Here is a 19,570-nt window from a genome sequence, read left to right on the forward strand (position 1 = left end):
AGTGTAATTACATTTTTAATTGTAATCTATTTGCTATCCATAAATAATCCCCTATTCTTGTACAAATACTCTCCTCCAGAATATAGAGTAAGCAATGTTGCTATTAGTATAAGAACATCACCAAATTTAAGTAGATATATATTATAGAAGTGAGCTCCTAAAAGCAGAATTGCTATAGAAACCATTTGAGTTATAGTTTTAAGTTTTCCACTTGATCCCGCAGCTATTACTTTTCCGTCAGCCGCAGCTATAGCTCTTAGAATACTAACAGTAAGCTCTCTTGCAACTATTATTATAACCATCCAACTTCTAACAAGACCTACTTCAACCATACATATAAGTACTGATATAACTAATAACTTGTCAGCAAGAGGGTCCATAAATTTTCCAAAGTCGGTAATTAAATTGTCTCTTCTAGCTATATATCCATCTAGCGCATCTGTAACCGATGCAATTATAAATATAACGCACGAAATAAGAAATCCATTTGGAATATTTAGTAACATAAGTAATACTAATATTGGTATCAGCAATATTCTAAATAGAGTTAACTTATTGGGTAAGTTCATACAAACATCTCCTCAATTTACAATAATATCTTAATTTTCTTTTTGATTAATAAGTAATCGATTGTAGTAATCTAAAACCTTATCTAAGGCTTTAGTCTCATCATCAAAACTTACAACCTCATCGTATTCATATTTTTCTATTGAATGCATATAAAGTGGATCGTAATATTCTATTAAGTACCTCTCCACTACCTCTTCGTACTTTTTAGTGTCTAAAAGTTCAAGATATTCATCGATAACTTTGTTGCTAAGTCTCTTCCTAAACTTATTTATACATTCTTTAAGATCATCTATATTTTCCTCATTTTTAGAATAAATATAATCTCTGCACAATCTTTCTACTCTATTTTTCAGATTAACTTCTAGTATTATATGGTAACAATCACCGACCATAGATTCATATATCTCGTTTGGAACGGAATTATGACCAACTCGTTTACTTTCACTTTCAACAAATATTAAATCTTCTTTTGAAAAATAAAATTTTTCAAATATTTCCGTCTCAAACATTTTTTGAGACGGAGATTTAACATCAAAAGTTATAAAGCCAAATATTGATCCACTGTTTTTAGCTAAACCTTCAAGATCTAATACGTCTATACCTTTATCTTCTAACATATGAAGTAAATCTGTTTTTCCTACACCCGTAAGTCCGTGTACGGATATTAGTTTCTTTTTATCCATGGCTATCTTAAAATAATCTAGCACAAAGTTTCTGTACGATTTGTATCCACCCTCTAATTGGTAAACATTTATACCCAGTGATGAGATAACATTTGTAATACTTCCACTCCTCATTCCGCCTCTTGCACAGTATACGACCATATTGTCATATTCATTTGCAAGCTTAGAAAGCTCTAAATACATATCTTTAAGTTTATAAGATACGTAATCAAAACCTTTCTGAATGGCTTCATGCTTTCCCAGCATCTTGTATATAGTTCCGACTTCTTTATGCTCATCATTCATAAATAATGGCATATTTATAGCATTTAATATATGATCCTCTTCGTACTCACTCTCTGTTCTAACATCTATAAAAATTACCTTTTCTAAGTTTAGAGCTTCTTCAATCTCTACTGTCATTTAATTTTCACCTTCTAAATCCTCTTTACTTATTAATACTTTTCTAGGTTTGCTTCCTTCACTTTGACCGACTATGCCTCTTTCTTGCATTGAGTCTATAAGTCTAGCTGCTCTGTTAAATCCTATTTTAAACCTTCTTTGTAACATAGATGCTGATGCTTGACCGCTATCTACAACAAGCTCGATAGCCTCATGTAGAAATTCATCTTCATCATCCGTTTTAGAAGTAGTGACCTTAGAAATTGTTTCTATTATTTCTTCTTCATACTGAACTTCGTCTTTTACTTGATCTTTCACGAAGTCTATAACTCTTTCTGACTCTCCTTCAGAAATAAAAGCCCCTTGAAGTCTAACTGGCTTTGAAGCACCTAAAGGGTAGAATAACATATCTCCCTTTCCAAGAAGTTTCTCAGCTCCTCCGGTATCTAGTATAGTTCTTGAATCTGTTTGAGAAGAAACAGCAAAAGCTATTCTAGATGGAATATTTGCTTTAATAACACCAGTAATTACGTCCACTGATGGTCTTTGTGTTGCAACAATTAAGTGCATTCCAGCTGCCCTTGCCATTTGAGCTAATCTACAGATATAATCTTCAACATCATTTGCACTCGCCATCATTAAATCTGCAAGCTCGTCTATTATTATTACTATCTTAGGTAGTTTATCATCAGTTATTTTTTCATTGTATCCACTTATATCTTTTACTTGGTTTTCAGCAAATAATTTATATCTTCTATTCATTTCTACAACTGCCCAATTAAGTGCATTTGCCGCTTTCTTAGGATCTGTAACAACAGGTATTAGCAAATGTGGTATACCGTTGTAGTTGGCAAGCTCAACAACTTTTGGATCTATTAGAAGTAATTTAACTTCATCAGGATTGGCTTTATAAAGTATACTACTTATTAGCGTATTTACACACACACTTTTACCTGATCCAGTAGATCCTGCTATTAAAAGGTGAGGCATCTTGCCTATATCCCCTATTATTATATTACCAGCTACGTCTTTGCCTAGTCCCATCGCTAACGGAGAGTTAAAGTTATTAAACTCATCACTTTCTAATATTTCTCTAGCAGTTACCATTTGAGCCTCTTCATTAGGAACCTCTATCCCTATTGCGCTCTTACCTGGTATAGGAGCTTCAATCCTTATACTCTTTGCAGCTAAACTTAGAGCTATATCATCAGTTAGATTAACTATTTTACTAACTTTTACTCCTGGACTTGGCTGTATCTCATATCTAGTTATTGTAGGTCCAACAGTAACTTGATTAATTTTAGCTTCAACTCCGAAATCAGCAAGAGTCTTTTCTAAAAGAGCTGCGTTTTTTAATACTCTCTTTTTACCATTTTCATCAGCTTTCTTAGGAGCCTTGTTTAGTAGGTCTATGCTAGGTTTTTTATAGTTATCATAGTTAGTTTTAGCAATACCCATAGGTTGAGTAGCATCTAAGATATTGATATCAGCTGCATTAGTCTTTTTATTGTTTGAATTCGTAGTAAACGCATTAGTTTTTTCATCAGTGCTCTGAGGTTTGTCTCCAGCCTTTTGTAGCTCTTTAAGCACATCTAACTCCGGCATACTAGAAGTACCTTCTAATATTTCAAGGTATTCGTCTTCAGCCTTATTAAATCCAACTATTTTTATAGTTTTATCATCTACATCATCTAAGCCATCTGAATCTGTTACATTACTATCATTTATAATTGGCTCATCTTTATCCTTGTTTTTAGAGAACATCTTCTTGAAAAATCCTGTTTTTTCAGGCATTGTAGCTTCGTCAACTTCATCTGTCATAATATTTACAGCAGATTTTTTCATATTTGACATCTTTTCCTTAAAACTCATTTTGCTAGCTTCTGGATCCTTTGACATTATCTTTAGTCCATTTATCATATCTTTTATTGATATATTAAAAATAAATAATGCTGATATTATCAGCGCAAATAAACTTATAAGCCATGCTCCAAATACTCCAAATACTTTAGTCATATAAAAGGATATTGTAGTTGAAATAAGCCCACAACCAGTACCCTTTACTCCCATATCCATAACATCACTTATCATATTAGCTTTTAGCGGGCTATCCACTGGTAGACTACGGACATTTAATAAACCATAAAATACAAATATAAACAGTATTGCTATATAGTATAATTTCGTCTTTCTAAATCTGTATATGTATTCGTTACCATCAAAAAATCCTAAAATCCCAGTCAGGATAAATAAAAATGGAATAACTATAGAAAGTCCACCAAATAGACCTTTAAATAAACCCTGCATCACTGATGGAAGCCATCCATTTGTATTAGAATTTAAACTATATAAAAGAAAAATCCCTATAAATATTGTAATTAGATTATGGTATTCAGAGTTAAAGCCTAACTTACTGCCCTTCTTTTTTTTCTTTTTCTTCTTTTTAGTGTTAGTGGCCATAAAAAATCACTCCCCATTTTACATGTTAAAGGCTTAAAAACAAAAAGTGCTAATGTCTAAACACTAACACCTCTGTTTTGCTTACATAATTATAGCATAAAGTATCTAAAATAAACAAACTTATTTGATTTCGTAACAATTTAGTAATCTTTATCCTCATCTTCTTCAATCAACTCTCTTAGTTTATTTATAGCATCTTTAAGTCCTCCAACTTCATTGATAAGACCGTACTCAACTGCCTCTTTACCGATAAGTACACTACCAACATCACTTACTAACTCATCTCTAGAATGCATTAATTTTTCTACATCCTTTTTCTTAATACTTGAGGTTCTAGTGATAAACTGTGTAATCCTCTCTTGCATCTTTTTAAAATATTCAAATGTTTCATTAACGCCAATTACCAATCCTGTAGTTCTTACTGGGTGAATTACCATAGTTGCTGTTGGAGCTATAAAAGAATAATCTCCTGCAGTCGCCAATGGTACCCCAATACTATGACTTCCTCCCAGCACTAAAGATACGACTTTTTTTGATAGACTGTTAATTAATTCCGCAAGTGCAAGTCCTGCCTCAATATCTCCACCCATTGTATTTAAAATTACAAGAACTCCTTTTGTATCTTGACTTTCTTCAATTGCGTAAAGAAGTGGTATTAGATGTTCATATTTCGTCGCCTTTTTTTGAGGATTATTCATATAGTGCCCTTCTATCTCACCGATAATTGTAATGCATTCAATATCTTTACTAGTTTCTGGCAAATCATTTGGCCTCCCAAGTTCTTTTACATTATCCAAACTTTCATCTACTGAAGTATCTCCGGATTCATCTTCGTTAAAATTATTTTTATAATTCTCCATAACAAATGCTCCTATCAAATAAATATTTTAACTTAGTTTTACCAAAATCGTTAAATATATCTACTTATAGGAGCATTTTGTTTATTTTATATAAAACTCATGGTGAATAGCGTGTACTGCCCTTTTCATATCATCTCTATGCACCAAACATGAAATTGTCATATGTGAATCAGATGTCTGAAGTAATGAAATTCCATCTTTTGATAAACCTCTTACTATTTTAGACATTATACCAGGTACTGCAACTATCTTAGATCCTATAAGAGTTACTTTAGCGCAATCTCTTAAAATCTTATAATCAAGATCAAAACTATCTAGTACAACTTTTAATTCTTCTATATTTACTTCATCAATAACAAAAGTCTTCTCCTTTATAAAGAAATTTATCATATCAATACTTATATTTTTATTTACAATCTCATCCATAACTTCTGTAAATTTTTCTTCTTCAGTCTTTATCTTTACTTGTGCTATATTGTCTTTATGAGCAACAGCTACTTTAAGTTCATTCTCTTCTTCATAAGCATCCACATCAGAAGTGTAGCTAACCATATATCCAATCTTAGTACCTTTGTATGTTGGATTCATTGCGTTTTTTATTGCTAATGTTATATTACCACTCTTCGCCAGCTGAACTGCTCTTGGATGTATTACTTTAGCACCTTTGTCCGCCATTTGGAATACTTCTTCATAATCTATAAAATCTAATATCTTAGCTTCTGGCTCTATTCTAGGATCTGCAGTCATTATACCATCCACATCTGTGTAAATTTCTACTGTATCACATTCTAATGCTTTTCCTATTGCAACCGCTGATGTATCACTTCCACCTCTACCAAGTGTAGTAATTTCACCTTCATCCGTCACACCTTGGAATCCTGCTATAACAACAACTTTATTTTGTTTTAGAGCTTGTTTTATCCTACTAGGATTAATGTATTTTATTCTAGCATCTGAATAAATATCTGTAGTCAAAATACCGGCCTGTTGTCCAGTTAAAAACTCAGCATTTATTCCCTTGCCAATAAGCATATTTACAAGTATTGTACCAGATATCATTTCGCCACAAGACATTATAATATCCATTTCTCTTTTTGAAGGGTTTGGATTAATCTCATTACAAAGACTTATAAGTGTATCAGTTGCATATGGAGCACCTTTTCTCCCCATAGCTGATACAACTAGTACCAAATCAAGCCCTTTATCTTTTTGTGTTTTTACTATATCGCAAATCTTTGCCATTTTTTCATACGATTCAACTGATGTCCCACCAAATTTCTGCACCAAAATTCCCATATTGTCCTCCTAAATATGACCTTCGTGTTCTATAATAATCATGTCGTTTCCGATTTTTTTAACATTTCTCCACGGCACTTCAAGAAATAAGTCATTTCTTCTTCTACTAAAAAATCCTCTTTCTTGAGGTATTAATAGAGCTAAAATGCTCCCTGTTGTCTCATCTAAAATCAGATCACACTCTCCTATTATACCTAATCTCTCTCCAGTTACCAAGTTAACTATCTCTTTACCTGCTATTTCAGATAAGTTCATAAATACCCCTCCACAGATTATCTTTAAATTTCATCTAAGCAGTCAATCTCTTCCACATCTCTTCCAACTAAACAAATTCCTTTGTTTGCTACGTCAAAGACTCTATCTATGACATTTTTGACTGTAGTTAAGTTGACTCTATTAATACTATCTAGTATTTCATCTGTAGTTTTTACTTTTTTATTAAGGAGCATAGATCTCCCTATCATCATCATTCGACTACTTGTACTCTCTAAATCCAATATATAGCTTCCCTTCAGCTGTTCTTTGCTGAATTCAAGTTCTTCTTCAGTGATATAATTTGTTTTTAAATCCTCAATTTCTGCCAGTATAAGTTTGTATACTTCACCCACATTTTCTTTACTCATGCTTGAAAAAATTCCTAATTCCCCACACCTTCTGTAAAGAGTTTGAGATGAATAGATTGAATAAACTAACCCTCTATCTTCTCTAATCTTCTGAAAAAGTCTCGAACTAATGCTTGAGCCAAATATATTGTTTACAACTGATATTGCATAACTGCCTTCATCATCTTCCATCGGAATTCCTTTTAAGCAAAGAGAAAGATTTACTTGCTCCGTATCTTTATTCTTTGTAACAAAACAAGGATTAAAATGAGCTTTAGTAAATTCTATCTCTAAATCCTTTTTTTCCCAATCAATAAATTTTTCTTGTATATCTAAAACAATCTTATCAAAATCAAAGTTACCAGATATAGAAATTACAGTATTATTTGGCACATAGTATTTATTGAAGTACTCAAGTATTGATTCTCGTGTCATGTTATTTAAAGAATCTTCAGTACCTATTATATTCATTCCTAAACTATGATCTTTGTATATATTTTCGATTAACAGATCGTAGGATAAATCATCAGGTGAATCTTCATACATTTTGAGTTCTTCAATAATTATAGATCTTTCTTTTTTAATTTCTTCTTTGTCAAAAGTAGAATTTAATATCATGTCACTTAAAATATCTAGACCTAGGTCTATATGTTCATCTAGTAGTTTTACATAGAAACATGTACACTCCTTACTGGTAAAGGCGTTAATTTGCCCACCTATATTATCTATTTCGCTAACCAGCTCTTTTGCTGTTCTATTTTTTGTTCCCTTAAATAATATATGTTCTATAAAATGAGATGTCCCACTGGTCGAAGAACTTTCCATACGAGATCCCACATTAACCCATACTCCCATACTAACAGATCTCAAATATGGTATTTCCTCTCCTATTATTGTTAGCCCATTTTTTAATGTCTTTACTTTATACACTACATTCCTCCAAAATTTATAATCTAGCCAAAAAATACATAGAGTTTTATAAATATCACTTCGCTGTAAATTTTCTTAGTTTTATTTTATTTAAGACTCAATTTTAAAAACATCACTAAGTCTTCCCGGTTTAAGTCCTTTATCTTTAACTATTTTAATTATATCACCTATACATTCAGTAGTCGCCTTTGTTGGATGCATAAGTATTATACTTCCATCTTTGAGATCCTTACCTTTTATTCTATCTACTATTATATCTGGTTGTTCTCTATACTTCCAGTCAATTGTGTCCGCATCCCACTTAAAAGGTATATAACCTAGCTTTTTAGCCGCTTTTACGGTATCATCTCCAAAAGAACCTGCTGGTGCTTGGAAAAACTTAGTTTTTTCACCTATAATATCCTCTATAATTTTTTTAGAAGTGCTTATTTGCTTCAGATTATTATCATACGATAATGTAGAGTAATTTAAATGTTCATATCCATGATTTCCTATCTCATGTCCAGCTTTTTTAATTTTAAGGAGCTCATCTTTATTTTTTTCCGCCCACTTTCCTGTAACATTAAAAGTAATCTTTACATCTTCTTTTTTAAGAGCCTCCATTATACCTTCTATGTACTCAGTCTCCCAACCTAAGTCTATATTGCACGTAAGTGCAACATATCCACTATCTTTCTTATTCCCCCTTTCATATGGTGTATTTGGATCTAAAAGTCTAAAAACAGATTTCCCGTCTTTGTTAAACAAAAAAACAACACCTGATATGGCCAAAATCACTACTAAGATAATTGCTAAAATTTTTTTTAGCTTCTTCTTTGTGAGCACTACCATCATCATAAATACTCCTCCTATCTATGGACAAATTTATTTCCTATTTAATACTATTAATAGACAAGTGTTTTTATGATATGATTTGCTACATTGACTAATTATAAAATGCATACAAACATAAATATTTTATATTGTAAAAAACTCAGAAAACATATCCAATACAAATGCATACTTTATTTGTATCTTTAGACATGCTATCCGAGCTTTTATTGTTTCACAGCTTGTTTCTGCGATTAACGCTTTATTTTTTCTTTTGTATCCCGCTCACATACAAATGCATAATGCTTATTTGTATTATATTATTTTATATTTGAATTGTAAATAATGTAAAAACTGTAATAATCAATGCCAGAGAATCCTTACTCTCTGGCGTTGATTATTACAGTTATTTATCGAGTCTTATTATGCTTTATTCTAAAAATTTATTGAAAAAATTATTGCCTTCATATACTATTTGCTACAGAAACAAAGTCTATCCAATCCAAGTATTTCAGATGCGCCTGCAATTGTAGTTCCATAAAAATAAACTGGTTTTTCTAAAAATAAAAAATTTACGATAGAGTGGTTACATAATGTGCTACCCGTACAAATTATCACATCTGCCCATTCTACAACATCTTTATAGTCTTTTATTCCATCCTCAAATTTTAACATCATATTGTATAGTCCCCACAAAGTCTGGGTTTAAATCCAACACCCTTGTCTTGAAAAAATTCTTCATATTGTCAATTATAGCTGGCTGATATCCAACTATAGCTACTCTAGGATTTTCAAATTTACTTTTTATAAAGATTGGGAAATTCTTTGCACATTCTTCAGGTTCATTGTTTTTACAGTGAATAGTTCTATCTGTTTTATCTAAATGCCTCATAACAGCATTTAGAGATGCTATAAAAAGGCTTAGGTTATAAGGATTTTCATTTAGATCAAAAGAAAGTACTTCTTTTAAAGAACCTTCAAACATCGTAGGTGTCGAAGTAAATGCTTGTCCTTTTGCACCTTTGAAATCTGCTTCTAGCATTATTTCTTTACCTATTAGTATTGGATAATCTTTTCGCCATGTATCTCCTATTGCTTCTGTTGGAGACAATGATTTAGATACTATGCTTACCTTGTCTAGGTCTAAATTATGCTCCTCAGATTCTTTGCTGAGATAATCTTTAAGTGTATCAAATATATTCATAAAAAAATGCCTCCCCCTTCTGTTTGATATCATCGTCTATTTTAAATACATTCTCTATTTTTCCATTTTTCATTATGCCAATACTATCAGCAAAATATATAGCTTCAGATATATCGTGGGTCACATGAATTACTATTGGTTTGTACTCTGTATATAATTTTTTAAGTATAATACTTACATGTTTTTTAGTAATATAATCTAGAGAGCTCATTGGTTCATCTAGTAAAAGAATATCTGGTTCAAATATTAATGCCCTTGCAAATGCAACCCGCTGTTTCTCACCACCACTTAAGTTTTTGATGCTTCTTTTTCTAAGGTCTGAGATTTTTAGTAAATCTAATAATTTACTTACTTTTTCATTCTGAGTATTTTCTTTTATATTTCTAAGTTTAAGTGGAAACTTTATATTCTCTTCAACGCTTAAATTAGGAAATAGTTCAAAGTTTTGATATACAAATCCTATATTTCTATTCTCGGGCTCTAAGTTAGTAACATTTAAATTATTGTAAATAATTTTTCCTTTTGAGTTTTTGTATCTTCCTGCTAAACTTTCTAGAAAAAGAGTTTTCCCCGATCCACTAGACCCTAAAAGCACAAAATATTCATGGTCTTCAATACTTAAATTAATATTATCAAGCTTAAATAAAGGGAGATTCAGTGACAAATTTTCAATTTTTAACATTTTTCTTCAACCCCCCTATTAAATAATACTTCAAAAACTGTCATACAACTTAGAGATATAATAATCAGAATAACTGCAATTCCAACTGCTAAATCAACATCTCCAGTTGACATATTTAGATAAATAGATGTCGGGATAATTTCAGTTTTCATACGCGTTGATCCAGCAATCATAGCAACTGCTCCAAATTCACCAAGAGCTCTAGACCAAGTCATTACTGTTGCAGATATTACTCCCATTCTCAAGTTAGGAAGAGTTATGTATTTAAATGCCTGCCAGCTATTACATCCCAAAGTGCGAGCTACAAACACCATTTTATCATTACTCTCACAAAGCGCGGTATTTAAAATTTTTACTGTTAGAGGTAAATTAACAAATACTTGAGCTAGAATTATCCCTTGTTTGGTAAATATAAAGTCTAGCTTAAATAGTTTATAAATTTCATTTCCTATTCCCATTTTTCCAAATAGCAATAATAAAGCTATACCAGAAACCAAGTGCGGAAGCGACATAGGTAAATTTATGATCTGAACTATTAACTTTTTAAATGGAATATCTTTAATATGTAAAAAATACGATGTTGGCAATGCTAACATTAAACAAATTAATGTAGATATAAAAGAAGTTTTCATACTCAAAACTATTGCAAACTGTACTTCCTCTGACTTTAAACATACTGGTACATAACTTAAACCTCTTATTATAAGCATTGCTAGTGGTGATACAATAAATAATAAAACTATTATAAAAAATCCAGTTAAAATTATATTAAAAAATTTATTCTTCAAAATTTACTCACTACTTAACTGGTTCGAAACCATATTTTTTGAAAATTTGTTTGCCTTCATTAGAAGCTATATAATCGATAAGTTTCTGAGCTAAGTCTTTCTTCTCACTGTATGTAACTGTTCCGCCTGAGATAATTTGGTCAATGTTTTTATTAGGATCTATTTCTATTACTTCAACATCTTCATTTCCGAATACTGAATCTTTTGTTGCTACAGTAGCATCAACATTCAATTTTCACATTATTTTCCTTCCCAAATTTTTGGGCTATTTCATCCATTGGCTTTTTAAGCCCTGCTCCAGAATATACAAAAAGTGTCTCTTGCTTTTCATTATCTTTTGCATCAGCATCTTTTTGAATAAATGAATCAGTTTTTTGCTTGTCACTTTCATTATTCTTATTTGAACTACATGCAGTAGCTCCCACAGATAAAAATACAGATAAAGCTATTGCTGTAATCTTTTTTAACATATTAAATCCCCCTTAAATTTGATATAAATGCATTTTTAGTATACCATAATGTGAAAACGATGTCTAAGTTTTTCGTCATGTTTTGTTATGTTTTATTATATTTTGTTATATTTTACTCGTTTTGAACTTTTTAAAAAAAGCCCTATATAATAGATAAATAGTATTCTATCTATTATATAGGGTATTTGTATTAACTAATCGAATATATAAGTATTCATAAATTAATTTTGAATATTTTATTCAGAGAATCTCACTCTATCTATCAAACTCTGCTTTTTAAAATTTCTACTGATGGCATATGTAAGCATAAATTGTATTAGTATTACAGTTATTATAAGTATTAATGTAGGAATCAAAGGATAATTATAAATTTTTATATTAAGAATATGATTTTCTTTTGCATATAAAAACATTGCATAACCTGCAATATTACCTAGACCCAATGTAATTACCAAAGTTCCAACTGTATAAAACATACCTTCCATCTGAAACATTTTTAAAAGTTGTTTATCTGAAAGACCAATAGCTTGCATTATTCCAAGCTCACGTCTTCTAGTATACACACTGTTAATCATAGTATTAATCAGATTCATTACACCTACACCAGCAATTATAATCATAAACGCATAACATACTTTTGACATAATTGCTATTGTATTTTCCCATAATTCTACTTTTTCATTATATCCAGTGTATCTTAGCACCTCTTGATCTTTAACCAAAGATTTTAATCTATTTTCGATAGATTTACTCTTACCTTTTTCAGCTATAATCTCATAACTATTTGTAATATTATTATCAGCCATATTATCTATAACTGAACTCGGAATTACAATGCTTCCAGGATAAGCAAATGATAAATCAACTAACGAGCCAACTTTAAAAGCTTTCTTTACTTTTTTTCCATCTATAGAGACTGTAAGGTTTAGCATATCTCCAACTTTAATATCCGGAAACCATTTTGTTAACCGATTTGACAGCATTATAGTATCGCCATTTTTTAGATCTTCATATTTAATCTTACCTTCAACTTGATTCTTTTCAAATTGTTTCGCAAAACTATCTTCGTACCCTACTACAGAAACTTGATAATTCTTTCCATCTTCTTTAAAATCATCCAGTGTCGCATCTAACGATTTTGTCTTTTTTATCTCTTTAACACCATCTATATCTAGAATTTGTTTTTCGAATTCTTCATTTAGCGGATTATTTTTTTGTATATTATCCCAACTTAACTCTGGTCGCATTTTATCGTTATTTGAAGATTCTATTTGTATACTGTGATCAAACAAAATCTCTTCTCTCGCCATTTGCTTTGGATTCGCACAAGATAACACAGTCATTACTACCATGAAAAGTATCCCGGTTGCTCCTAATGTAAATACAGTTATAATAGTTCTCTTTTTGTTTCGTGATAAATTTGCTTTGGTCAAACTACCTATAGTTATTTCTTTTGTACCTTTTCTTATCTTAGCTTTTGTCTTTTCATCGCCACCATACCTCATAGCCTCTACTGGAGATATCTTTCCTGCTGTAATCATAGGTTTTATAAGTGATATATATACAGTTATAAAAGTTACAATTACTGTTAACAGCAATATATATATATTGAATAGAGATATCGATCCATCATTTATAATCTTAATCATAATTTTGCTTAGAGCATTCTCTGTACTTACTGAAGTAACAAAGTATTTAAAAAACACATTACTTATTATATAACCGACTATCAGACCAATAGGTACAGCAAAACACGTAACTAAGAGTCCTTCTTTCAGTATTATATTTTTAATCTGTTTTTTTGTAGCTCCTAAAGCTTTAAGCTTGCCAAACTCCTGTATCTTTTGAATATTAGATACATAATGGATGCTATATATAGTTAAAATACCAGCAGCTACAATAACTAAAGTTATTATTGCTATACCAGAGTACATTGCGGGATCTACATAGTTTGCCCAAAGATACTCAGAGTTTATAACTACATCTCCATCTTTAACCCCAAAATTCCCTGCTATCTCCTTTGCAAGTGTTTCGATGTTTTCTGTTGTCATTTTATCTGCATCTGCTATCCTAAACATAACCCTATAATTTCGCTGATTTAGTGGTATATTCTCTTTAACAAAGGCATCCGATGTATAAGCTACAAACATTTTCTCATCTGTTTTTTCATTTTCATTTTTTTCTATTCCTGATATTTTAAACTTACCTTGTTTCTCAAGTCCAAGACCGTCTTTTTCATATACTTGATAAGGAATAGATACTGTATCCCCAACGTTTACATTATTACCTAATTTTTTTATTAGCCCCTCAGTAACAACAATTTCATTTTTATCTGTTGGCATTTTACCAGATTTAAGCTTTACTTTATTTAACGTCTCAGTGTTTTTATCTATATTTAGAAATATAACATTACTGTCTTTTAAAAAGACTTCTCCAACATCTATTCTTTTACCTAAGGTTTCTATGTTAACATGATTTTTTAATGTATCCACTTTGTGCTCTGGCATATCTCTGTACATTATATGCCATGTTGGATATAACTTATTTACTGCTGCTGCTTGAAGTCTAACCATGCCAAGTCCAAACGTCATAGTCGAAAGCAAAAGAATTGTTGTAAGTGCTATAGCAATTCCAGAAAGTATATTACGTCCTTTATTCTGCTTTAAATTAGCAAGCGCTGTTTTAGTTACTGTCTTCATGCACTCACCACCTTACCATCTTCTATCACTACAATCCTATCTGACATCTGAGCTATGCTCTCATCATGAGTAATAAGTACTAAAGTTTGGCCATACTTAGTAACACAAGATTTTAAGAGTGTTATAACTTCCATTTCAGTCTTAGAATCTAGATTACCTGTAGGTTCATCTGCAAGTATTATAGCTGGTTTAGAAGCCAAAGCTCTGGCAATTGCTACTCTTTGCTGCTGACCACCAGATAAAGTATTTGGAAGTGCTTTTAGTTTATCTTCCATACCGACACTTCTTATGATCTCCATCACAAAATTTTCATCGACTTTATTTCCATCAAGACCAATCGGAAGAACAATATTCTCCCAAACATTAAGCGATGGTATTAGGTTATAACTTTGAAAAATAAAACCTATCCCTCTTCTTCTAAACACTGCAAGTTTTTCATCTTTTAATTTATAAATATCTTCTCCTGCGATAAATACCTTACCTGTATCTGGTCTATCGAGTCCTCCAATCATATGAAGAAGTGTACTTTTCCCAGATCCAGATCTACCAACAATAGCTATAAATTCACCTTCTTTCACTATTAGGTTTGTGCCATCTATAGCTTTTACTAAACTCTCACCAGATCCATAATGTTTTGCTAAATCTCTTGCTTCTAATATACCACCCATATATATTCCCCCTTCAGTCCTTTTATATATTTTAGTTTACTAAGGAATTCTTACAGGAGGCTTTCAGTAAGTCTACAGTTTTGTAAGATTTCTTTTTTCGCTTTATAAATTAATTACTAATGCTGTTATCTAATAAATTTATTTTTAGTATCCTATTCTAATTGCTCTTTAGGTAAAATCATCTGAAATACACTACCGCCAGAAAGTGATTCTTTAACCCTGATACTCCCACCTTGTTCTTCTAATATCCTTCTCGTTAAATACAGACCTACACCAGAACCTTCTGCATTTAAAATTTCTTTTGATTTACCCCTATAGAATCTTTTAAATATATTAGTAAACTCGGACTTATTTATTCCCATACCTTCGTCTTCAATTTCAATATTTAGATAAGTTACTAAAGCTTGTACTCTAATTTTGATACTTGTACCACTTGTTGAGTACTTTACGGCATTGTCTAAAATATTAATAAACGCCTCTCTCGTCCATTTTGGATCATGCTGAATCTCTATATCTTCAAATTCTTCAGTGATAATTTCAATATTTTTATCGAAAGCTTTCATGAACATTGTACTTACTGAATCAATAAGAGTCGATTTTATGCTTGCTGATACTGGTTTTATATCTATCATATTTGCTTCTAGCCTAGATACATTAATAAGAGCATCTAACAGACCTTCTAATTTTTTTACTTCATCAAATCCTTTTAATAAAAATCCATTTCTTTCATCTTCAGAAAAACTTTTTATATCTGCTATTTCGTAACTCATTTTTAGAGACGCAAGCGGATTTTTTAATTGATGTGAAATATCTGTAACCATCTCTTTGGTATCTTGTTCTTCCGATATCATTTGTTCTCTTAATATATTCAATTTACTACCAAGTTCAGTCAGTTCTTTTTTTATTTTAGTATAATATTGATCATATTCAGTCTTATCTTCTTGATCTCTAAATTTATATATGTATTTATTATCTTTATAATTTTTTATACACTTTATAATCTCTTCGTTATTTACAATTTTTTTTCGATTTTCTCTTCCATGAATATATTTATCTAATATAATTGCAATTGTCCCCAAAATCACAATGATTGTTGCCATAAACCCAATGTAAGTTTTTATAAGCTCTGTGCTTTTTCTATTCTTAATTGTATAACCATATTTATTTTCTAAATCTTTACCGGATTTTATATCATTTTGATTTGTATAAGCACTTTTACCCTCGAATGTCTCAATTAAGTCTTTTTCAATCTCTGGATGTTTTTTAATTAAAACCCCAATTCTTCTGTTATCTTCTGTTTGAATTACGCTATTTAATTTATATAATATCAAACAATTAAATAATAAAACTATAAATAATAGTAATATGATTATACCTACTCTTTTGTACTTCCCTTTACCCATATATAACCCATTCCTCTCACGTTTTGAATGTTGTCAGCTCCTATTTTATTTCTAAGCCTACTTATATTTACAGAAACAGTGTTGTCGTCTACATATAGACCTTCATTATCCCAAACATGTGATAAAATTAGTTCTTTTGAAACTATCTGTTTTGCATTTTCCATAAGGTAAATAAGAAGCTGTAGTTCAGTCTTGCTTAGTTGTATTTCATCATCATTTCTGAAAACTTTCATATCTTTGTATGATACTCTTATATCCTCCGAAACTATGTTTAACTTCTCTGGTGAATCTATTCTCCTCATAAGTGCATTTACTTTAGACATTAATACCATTAAACTAAACGGTTTTGTAATATAATCGTCTCCACCAATGTCGTACCCATTTACTATGTCTATCTCTTGATTTAAGGCAGTTAAAAAAATTATATAAACATCGCTCTGCTTTCTGATATCTCTACAAAAATCTATTCCATTTCCATCTCCCAATGTTATATCGCTTATTATCAAATCAATATCTTGACTATTAAAACACTCAATTGCTTCTCTGACTCCAAAATTAGAGTGAACTTTGTAACCTTCCTTTTCTAATCTCAAGCTAATTCCTCTATTTAAATTTTCATCATCTTCTAGTAGTAATATAGATTTCAAACTGATTACCTCCTTGTTTAACACTCATGTATATTATATCTTAATTAATATCTGTTTTAGATTAAATATTTTTATCAAAATAAAAAATAACTAAAAATCTAGTTACTCTTTTATATTTATAAATACATTTTAAAAGTACTTTTATAAGCCACAATAATATTTAAGAAAAAAGGCATAAAAAATAGCTGAATCATGTATTGTAACTGACTAAAAATAATTTTAGCCAGTTGCAAATACTAATCAGCTTTTTTATGCCTAAACTTTAAATCTATTTTTAAATTTTAAAATTATTATTTTTGAGGTTTAGGTAATAATACTTTTCTAGATAAATTTACTCTTCCTTTTTCATCTATTTCAGTAACCTTAACTTCTACTTCGTCACCAATATTTAACACATCTTCAACTTTAGCGACTCTTTCGTGAGATATATGAGATATATGAAGTAATCCTTCTTTTCCAGGAAGTATCTCTATAAATGCACCAAAATTCATAATTCTACTCACTTTTCCTTTATAAACTTCTCCAACCTCAGGCTCAACAACTATATCATTGATTAAACCTTGAGCTTTTGCAATCATTTGAGGATCTGTGCCAGAAATAAATACTTCACCAGTTTGCTCTATATCTATTTTAACTCCAGTTTCATCTATTATCTTAGTAATAACTTTTCCACCAGGTCCTATTACATCTCTAATCTTATCTGGATCAATCATCATTTTAACTATCTTAGGAGCATAAGGAGATAATTCTGGTCTTGGAGATGATATTGTCTTTCTCATTTCGTTTAGTATATGAATTCTACCTTCTTTAGCTTGTTTTAAAGCTCTTTTTAGTATGTCTTCATCTATACCATCGATTTTTATATCCATTTGTATTGCAGTAACACCATGCTCTGTACCTGCAACCTTAAAGTCCATATCACCTAAGTGGTCTTCCATACCTTGTATATCAGAAAGTACTGCTATTTTTCCATCTTGCTCTATAAGACCCATAGCTATACCAGCAACCATATCTTTTATAGGTACACCAGCGTCAAGAAGTGATAAAGTAGATCCACAAACACTTGCTTGAGAAGTAGATCCATTTGAACTAAGTACCTCTGATACTAGTCTTATAGCATATGGGAACTCTTCTTTAGAAGGAATAACTGGAACTAATGCTCTTTCTGCTAAAGCACCATGGCCAATTTCTCTTCTACCTGGACCTCTTGAAGGTCTAGCTTCACCTACACTGTAAGCTGGGAAATTGTAGTGATGCATATATCTTTTGTTCTCTTCTTCATCAAGTCCATCAAGTTTTTGAACATCACCTAATGCACCTAGGGTAGCTATATTAAGTACTTGAGTTTGTCCTCTTGTAAATATAGCTGAACCATGAGTTCTTGGAACCATTCCAATTTCTGACCATATCGGTCTTATCTCATCAGGTTTTCTGTTGTCTGGTCTAATATTATCATGTACTATAGACTTTCTTACTTCTTCTTTTATAATTTTTTGTAATACTTCTTCTATGTCGCTTTGAACATCTTCAAAGTCTTCTATTATTTCAGCAAAATGACCTAGAGTTTCTTCTTTAACTGAATCCATATTTTCTTGTCTTTCCATCTTCTCAACTGTTTTGACTGCTGAACTCATCTTATCAGTTGCAAAGTTTCTTACAAGTTTATCTATGTCTTCATTTACACAATGTAATTCTATGTCTAGTTTTTCTTTCCCAACTTCTTCTACTATACCTTCTATAAACTCAACAACTTTTTTAATCTCAGTGTGTGCAAATAGTATAGCTTCTAACATCACATCGTCTGGAACTTCATCAGCACCAGCTTCAACCATCATTATTGCGTCTTTTGTACCAGATACAACTAAGTGTAGACTGCTTTTTTCTCTTTGCTCTACATTAGGATTAACTACAAAAGCTCCATCAACAAGCCCTATACAAACCGATCCTGTAGGACCATTAAATGGTATCTCAGAGATTGATAGTGATATTGATGAACCTATCATGGCCATTATATCAGGTGTACAATCTTGATCCACAGATAAAACTGTAGCTACTACTTGTACGTCGTTTCTAAACCCATCTGGGAATAACGGTCTTATCGGTCTATCTATCAATCTAGATGTAAGTATAGCTTTTTCAGAAGGCTTCCCTTCTCTCTTTAAGAATCCTCCTGGTATTTTACCTACAGAGTATAATTTCTCTTCGAAATCCACACTTAATGGGAAAAAGTCTATACCAGCTCTTGGTTTTTGTGATTTGCTGGCATTAACCATAACCATACTGTCACCATATCTAACGATACAGTTACCGCTAGCCAATTCACATATCTTACCTATTTCTACAGAAAGTTCTCTTCCTGCGAAATCCATTTTAAAAATCTTATGTTCAAACATTAATGCTTGTCCTCCTCTTATATA

At 31.1% G+C, this 19,570-nt stretch carries 19 protein-coding genes; all 19 read right to left on the bottom strand.

Annotation, left to right across the window (positions count from 1 at the left end; genetic code table 11):
* Nucleotides 1–26: 26 nt before the first annotated feature.
* Complete coding sequence (pgsA, locus tag KQI18_RS01770) at nucleotides 27–569, bottom strand: CDP-diacylglycerol--glycerol-3-phosphate 3-phosphatidyltransferase (protein WP_216465797.1); 543 nt, start codon at nucleotides 567–569, stop codon at nucleotides 27–29.
* Between the two features lie 30 nt (nucleotides 570–599).
* Entirely contained in the window at nucleotides 600–1,655 is a 1,056-nt protein-coding gene (gene mnmH, locus KQI18_RS01775; RefSeq protein ID WP_216465799.1) for a tRNA 2-selenouridine(34) synthase MnmH, read from the bottom strand.
* Entirely contained in the window at nucleotides 1,656–4,094 is a 2,439-nt protein-coding gene (locus tag KQI18_RS01780) for an FtsK/SpoIIIE family DNA translocase (RefSeq protein WP_216465801.1), read from the bottom strand.
* Nucleotides 4,095–4,234: 140 nt separating this feature from the next.
* Nucleotides 4,235–4,954 (bottom strand): ClpP family protease, encoded by a 720-nt coding sequence (locus KQI18_RS01785; protein ID WP_216465803.1) that lies wholly within the window; start codon nucleotides 4,952–4,954, stop codon nucleotides 4,235–4,237.
* 81 nt (nucleotides 4,955–5,035) lie between these two features.
* Complete coding sequence (gene dapG / locus KQI18_RS01790; RefSeq protein WP_216465805.1) at nucleotides 5,036–6,250, bottom strand: aspartate kinase; 1,215 nt, start codon at nucleotides 6,248–6,250, stop codon at nucleotides 5,036–5,038.
* Between the two features lie 9 nt (nucleotides 6,251–6,259).
* Nucleotides 6,260–6,505, bottom strand: a complete 246-nt coding sequence (locus tag KQI18_RS01795) for a YlmC/YmxH family sporulation protein (protein ID WP_216465809.1) — start codon at nucleotides 6,503–6,505, stop codon at nucleotides 6,260–6,262.
* Nucleotides 6,506–6,528: 23 nt separating this feature from the next.
* Nucleotides 6,529–7,782, bottom strand: a complete 1,254-nt coding sequence (locus tag KQI18_RS14410; protein WP_216465811.1) for a M16 family metallopeptidase — start codon at nucleotides 7,780–7,782, stop codon at nucleotides 6,529–6,531.
* A gap of 90 nt (nucleotides 7,783–7,872) precedes the next feature.
* Nucleotides 7,873–8,619: a polysaccharide deacetylase family protein gene (locus KQI18_RS01805; RefSeq protein WP_216465820.1), complete on the bottom strand. Its 747-nt coding sequence runs from the start codon at nucleotides 8,617–8,619 to the stop codon at nucleotides 7,873–7,875.
* A 444-nt stretch (nucleotides 8,620–9,063) separates the two neighbouring features.
* Nucleotides 9,064–9,270, bottom strand: coding sequence for a hypothetical protein (locus KQI18_RS14085; RefSeq protein ID WP_236887593.1), 207 nt, complete (start codon nucleotides 9,268–9,270; stop codon nucleotides 9,064–9,066).
* On the bottom strand, nucleotides 9,254–9,796 hold the full coding sequence (locus tag KQI18_RS01810; protein ID WP_236887594.1) for a hypothetical protein: 543 nt from the start codon (nucleotides 9,794–9,796) through the stop codon (nucleotides 9,254–9,256). The genes KQI18_RS14085 and KQI18_RS01810 overlap by 17 nt, the downstream gene beginning before the upstream one ends.
* Nucleotides 9,783–10,478, bottom strand: coding sequence for an ABC transporter ATP-binding protein (locus KQI18_RS01815; protein ID WP_216465825.1), 696 nt, complete (start codon nucleotides 10,476–10,478; stop codon nucleotides 9,783–9,785). Before KQI18_RS01815 ends, KQI18_RS01810 begins: the two co-directional genes overlap by 14 nt.
* Nucleotides 10,472–11,266: an ABC transporter permease gene (locus tag KQI18_RS01820; protein WP_216465827.1), complete on the bottom strand. Its 795-nt coding sequence runs from the start codon at nucleotides 11,264–11,266 to the stop codon at nucleotides 10,472–10,474. The genes KQI18_RS01815 and KQI18_RS01820 overlap by 7 nt, the downstream gene beginning before the upstream one ends.
* A 10-nt stretch (nucleotides 11,267–11,276) precedes the next feature.
* Nucleotides 11,277–11,498: a substrate-binding domain-containing protein gene (locus tag KQI18_RS14090; RefSeq protein ID WP_236887595.1), complete on the bottom strand. Its 222-nt coding sequence runs from the start codon at nucleotides 11,496–11,498 to the stop codon at nucleotides 11,277–11,279.
* A complete protein-coding gene (locus KQI18_RS14095) occupies nucleotides 11,488–11,736 on the bottom strand; it encodes a hypothetical protein (protein ID WP_236887596.1) in 249 nt (82 codons plus the stop codon). Before KQI18_RS14095 ends, KQI18_RS14090 begins: the two co-directional genes overlap by 11 nt.
* 236 nt (nucleotides 11,737–11,972) lie before the next feature.
* A complete protein-coding gene (locus KQI18_RS01830; protein ID WP_216465833.1) occupies nucleotides 11,973–14,435 on the bottom strand; it encodes an ABC transporter permease in 2,463 nt (820 codons plus the stop codon).
* Entirely contained in the window at nucleotides 14,432–15,103 is a 672-nt protein-coding gene (locus KQI18_RS01835; RefSeq protein ID WP_216465835.1) for an ABC transporter ATP-binding protein, read from the bottom strand. Before KQI18_RS01835 ends, KQI18_RS01830 begins: the two co-directional genes overlap by 4 nt.
* Before the next feature lie 152 nt (nucleotides 15,104–15,255).
* Complete coding sequence (locus tag KQI18_RS01840; RefSeq protein WP_216465836.1) at nucleotides 15,256–16,506, bottom strand: sensor histidine kinase; 1,251 nt, start codon at nucleotides 16,504–16,506, stop codon at nucleotides 15,256–15,258.
* The gene (locus KQI18_RS01845; protein ID WP_216465838.1) at nucleotides 16,479–17,153 is read right to left on the bottom strand and encodes a response regulator transcription factor; all 675 of its coding nucleotides are present in this window, start codon (nucleotides 17,151–17,153) and stop codon (nucleotides 16,479–16,481) included. Before KQI18_RS01845 ends, KQI18_RS01840 begins: the two co-directional genes overlap by 28 nt.
* Before the next feature lie 290 nt (nucleotides 17,154–17,443).
* Nucleotides 17,444–19,546 carry a polyribonucleotide nucleotidyltransferase gene (gene pnp / locus KQI18_RS01850; protein ID WP_216465839.1) on the bottom strand — a complete coding sequence of 701 codons (2,103 nt, stop codon included), beginning with the start codon at nucleotides 19,544–19,546 and terminating at the stop codon, nucleotides 17,444–17,446.
* Nucleotides 19,547–19,570 lie beyond the last annotated feature (24 nt).

Origin of the sequence: Metaclostridioides mangenotii, assembly GCF_018917235.1 — a bacterium.
GTDB lineage: Bacteria > Bacillota > Clostridia > Peptostreptococcales > Peptostreptococcaceae > Metaclostridioides.

What these genes read in the sequence shown, in the direction of transcription:
- pgsA (WP_216465797.1), bottom strand. Translation starts at nt 569, where the DNA reads ATGAACTTACCCAATAAGTTAACTCTATTTAGAATATTGCTGATACCA.
- mnmH (WP_216465799.1), bottom strand. Translation starts at nt 1,655, where the DNA reads ATGACAGTAGAGATTGAAGAAGCTCTAAACTTAGAAAAGGTAATTTTT.
- KQI18_RS01780 (WP_216465801.1), bottom strand. Translation starts at nt 4,094, where the DNA reads ATGGCCACTAACACTAAAAAGAAGAAAAAGAAAAAAAAGAAGGGCAGT.
- KQI18_RS01785 (WP_216465803.1), bottom strand. Translation starts at nt 4,954, where the DNA reads ATGGAGAATTATAAAAATAATTTTAACGAAGATGAATCCGGAGATACT.
- dapG (WP_216465805.1), bottom strand. Translation starts at nt 6,250, where the DNA reads ATGGGAATTTTGGTGCAGAAATTTGGTGGGACATCAGTTGAATCGTAT.
- KQI18_RS01795 (WP_216465809.1), bottom strand. Translation starts at nt 6,505, where the DNA reads ATGAACTTATCTGAAATAGCAGGTAAAGAGATAGTTAACTTGGTAACT.
- KQI18_RS01805 (WP_216465820.1), bottom strand. Translation starts at nt 8,619, where the DNA reads ATGATGATGGTAGTGCTCACAAAGAAGAAGCTAAAAAAAATTTTAGCA.
- KQI18_RS14085 (WP_236887593.1), bottom strand. Translation starts at nt 9,270, where the DNA reads ATGATGTTAAAATTTGAGGATGGAATAAAAGACTATAAAGATGTTGTA.
- KQI18_RS01810 (WP_236887594.1), bottom strand. Translation starts at nt 9,796, where the DNA reads ATGAATATATTTGATACACTTAAAGATTATCTCAGCAAAGAATCTGAG.
- KQI18_RS01815 (WP_216465825.1), bottom strand. Translation starts at nt 10,478, where the DNA reads ATGTTAAAAATTGAAAATTTGTCACTGAATCTCCCTTTATTTAAGCTT.
- KQI18_RS14095 (WP_236887596.1), bottom strand. Translation starts at nt 11,736, where the DNA reads ATGTTAAAAAAGATTACAGCAATAGCTTTATCTGTATTTTTATCTGTG.
- KQI18_RS01830 (WP_216465833.1), bottom strand. Translation starts at nt 14,435, where the DNA reads ATGAAGACAGTAACTAAAACAGCGCTTGCTAATTTAAAGCAGAATAAA.
- KQI18_RS01835 (WP_216465835.1), bottom strand. Translation starts at nt 15,103, where the DNA reads ATGGGTGGTATATTAGAAGCAAGAGATTTAGCAAAACATTATGGATCT.
- KQI18_RS01840 (WP_216465836.1), bottom strand. Translation starts at nt 16,506, where the DNA reads ATGGGTAAAGGGAAGTACAAAAGAGTAGGTATAATCATATTACTATTA.
- pnp (WP_216465839.1), bottom strand. Translation starts at nt 19,546, where the DNA reads ATGTTTGAACATAAGATTTTTAAAATGGATTTCGCAGGAAGAGAACTT.